This window comes from Bacteroides coprosuis (genome assembly GCF_020741705.1).
GTDB classification, from domain to species: Bacteria; Bacteroidota; Bacteroidia; order Bacteroidales; family Bacteroidaceae; genus Bacteroides_E; species Bacteroides_E coprosuis.
In genome coordinates, this window is sequence record NZ_DYYK01000048.1 from 1 (window position 1) to 3710 (window position 3710).

A 3710-nucleotide genomic window follows, 5' to 3' on the forward strand; every position below is an offset into this window, starting at 1 on the left:
GGTCATTGTTAAAGGTACCACGGTAGGTGCCTCAACAGACATTGATGGTAAGTTTACAATTCCAAACGTACCGAGCTCCGCAAAAACAATCCAGGTGGCTTACATTGGTATGAAAAACAAAGAAGTACCCATTAAAGCACACATGAAAATTATTATGGAAGTTGATACACAAGTTCTAGAAGAAGTTGTGGTTACTGGTATGACAAAAGTCGATAAGCGACTCTTTACTGGGGCTTCTGTTCAGGTAGGCGGAGATAAAGCTAAAATGGATGGTCTTCCCGACCCTTCAAGAGCTTTGGAAGGTAAGGCTGCTGGTGTGTCGGTACAAAACGTATCAGGTACATTTGGTACAGCTCCTAAAATTCGTGTTCGTGGTGCTACCTCTATTTATGGTAACTCTAAACCTTTATGGGTTGTAGATGGAGTTGTTATGGAAGATGTTGTAGAAGTAGATGCTGACGCACTCTCTTCTGGAGACGCAACCACGTTGATCAGTTCTGCCATTGCAGGATTAAATGCCGATGACATTGAAAGTTTCCAAGTCTTAAAAGACGGTTCGGCAACTTCTATTTATGGTGCTAGAGCTATGGCTGGTGTTATTGTTATTACTACCAAGAAAGGTAGAGCAGGAGTGAGCCGTATTAGTTATACGGGTGAGTTCACTACTAGAATGAGACCAAATTACAATGATTTTAATATCATGAACTCTCAAGACCAGATGGCTGTTTACCAAGAAATGCAACAAAAAGGTTGGTTAAACCTTGCTGAAATTGCAACAGCATCAGAAAGTGGTGTATATGGTAAGATGTACCAACTTGTTAATGAAGGTCAGCTCTTAAACACCCCACAATCTAGAAACCAATATCTAAGAGGTGCAGAGTACCAAAACACAAATTGGTTTAAAGAACTATTTGATGTTAATGTGATGCAAAATCATGCAGTAAGTATGTCTTCAGGTAATGAAAGATCTTCTTACTATGCATCTATTAGTGCTTTATTAGATCCAGGATGGACCAAGCAAAGTAAAGTAAATCGTTATACTGCAAACTTAAATGCTTCATTCAATATCTTAGATAATCTGACATTGAATGTGATTACAAATGGTTCTTATCGTAAACAAAAAGCACCAGGAACACTTTCACAAGATGTGGATGCTGTGAGTGGTGAAGTAAAACGTGATTTCGATATTAACCCTTATTCGTATGCGTTAAACTCTTCAAGAGCTCTTAATCCTGATGAGTATTATGTGAGAAATTATGCTCCATTTAATATTAAACATGAATTGGAAAATAACTATTTGGATTTAAATATTTCTGATTTAAAATTCCAGATGGATTTACGTTACAAGCCTATTAGAGAATTAGAACTAGCTGCTTTGGGAGCTATTCAATATCAGGCAACTTCTCAAGAACATAATATTACAGACTTCTCAAACCAAGCTGTAGCTTATAGAACAATGCCTACAACTACTATTCGTGATAGAAATCCATTCTTATATACAGATCCTGATAATCCTTATGCAATACCTATTACAGTGTTGCCACAAGGGGGTATTTATAAAAGAACAGATTATAGAATGCGTACAAACGATTTACGTTTATCTGCATCTTATAATACAGTGATTAAAGATACTCATATTATTAACGCTTATGCAGGTTCTGAGATAAACAGAATTGATCGTGACCAAACTTGGTTCCGTGGTTGGGGACTTCAATATAGTATGGGTGAAATACCTTTCTATGCTTATGAAGTGTTTAAAAAAGGAAAAGAAGAAGGTTCAGATTATTATGGTCTAAATCATACAAAAGACAGAAGTGTTGCGTTCTTTACGAATCTAACTTATTCTTATAAAGGTAAATATACCTTGAATGGAACATTCCGCTATGAAGGAACAAACAAACTAGGTAAAGCGACTTCTGCTCGCTGGCTACCTACTTGGAACGTTGCAGCAGCATGGAATGCACACGAAGAAAAATTCTTTGAAAATCTGACTCCTACATTCTCTCACTTAGCATTAAAAGCATCTTATAGCTTGACAGCTGATAGAGGTCCAGCATGGGTTACAAACTCACATGCTGTTATTAATAGTACTACTCCTTGGAGACCTTCAAGTGGTGTATCTGAATCAGGGCTGGAAATATATAGTCTAGAAAATAGTGATTTAACTTATGAAAAGAAACATGAGTTTAATATCGGTCTAGATTTAGGTTTGTTAGATAATAGAATCAACTTTGTATTCGATTGGTACAAGCGTAATAACTACGACTTGATTGGTATTGTAAATACCCAAGGATTAGGTGGTGAAATTTCAAAATATGGTAACGTTGCCGAAATGAAATCAAGAGGTGCTGAATTAACATTGAGTACAAAAAATATTGTAACTCCTGATTTTTCTTGGACCACAGACTTTACTTACTCTCATGTTAAAAATGAAATAACCAACTTGAAGAATAGAAGTAGAGCTATTGATATGGTGGCTGGAGCAGGTTATGCTAAAGAAGGCTATCCCGTACGCTCATTATTCTCTTACCGATTTGAAGGATTGAATGATGAAGGACTACCTACATTTATTAATGAGAAAGATGAGTTAACTACAACTGATATTAATTTCCAAGAAAGAGATAATCTAGATCATTTAGTTTATGAAGGAAGTGTGGACCCAACTGATCATGGTGGTTTGGGAAATACATTTACTTATAAAAACTTTAAATTAAATCTGTTTATTACTTATTCTTGGGGAAATAAAGTACGTCTAGATCCTGTCTTTAGGAGTAGTTACAATGATTTAAATGCAATGTCTAAAGAATTTAAGAATAGATGGGTTGTACCAGGTGATGAAAATCATACCAATATACCCGTAATTGCTAGCCGCAGACAACTAAAGAATGATTCTTACTTGAATAGAGCTTACAATGCTTATAATTATTCTACAGCAAGAGTTGCTAAAGGTGATTTCATCAGAATGAAAGAAATTTCTCTAACTTATGATTTTAATAAAGACCTTATTAGCAGATTAAAGTTGAGCAATCTTTCTCTAAAATTACAGGCTACAAACCTTTTCTTAATCTATGCAGATAAGAAGCTGAATGGTCAAGATCCAGAATTCTTCAATACTGGTGGTGTGGCTACACCTATACCAAAACAGTTTACATTAACACTTAGACTAGGACTATAAATTGAATACTATGAAAAAAATTAAATATATATTAATGGGCTTAGCTGTCCTCGGTCTTGCGAGTTGCAATTCCTACTTGGACACTATGCCAGATAATAGAGCCGAAATAGATTCCCCTGAAAAGGTGAGGAAATTACTTGTAACGGCTTATCCATCGACATCATATATAGCAACTTGCGAAATATCATCGGATAATGTGGATTATATGGGAGCAAGTAATCCTTACGGTTCTATTTTCTCAGATCAACTATTTAACTGGGAAGACGTGACCGAGTTTGATAATGATGGTCCTAGAATGGTATGGAGTAGCTGTTATACAGCAATATCTTCGGCCAATCATGCCATAGATGCGATCAATGCACTGGGATCGCCTCAAGAACTAAGGGGAGCTTTGGGTGAAGCGTTATTGTGTAGAGCTTATTCTCATTTTCTATTAGTGAATATGTTTAGCTTACATTATAGTGAAGAGTTTTCTGAAAATGATTTAGGTATTCACTATATGATAGAAGCTGAAACCACTTTAGACCCTAAGTAT

2 protein-coding genes are annotated in these 3710 nt (G+C 35.8%); both read left to right on the plus strand.

All coding sequences use genetic code 11. The features are described 5' to 3' along the window. Window positions 1–3175: SusC/RagA family TonB-linked outer membrane protein (locus K8V80_RS02865; RefSeq protein ID WP_276775335.1), on the plus strand; the 3175-nt coding region annotated here is incomplete at its 5' end. A 10-nt stretch (window positions 3176–3185) separates the two neighbouring features. Beyond that, window positions 3186–3710: RagB/SusD family nutrient uptake outer membrane protein (locus tag K8V80_RS02870; RefSeq protein WP_276775337.1), on the plus strand; the 525-nt coding region annotated here is incomplete at its 3' end.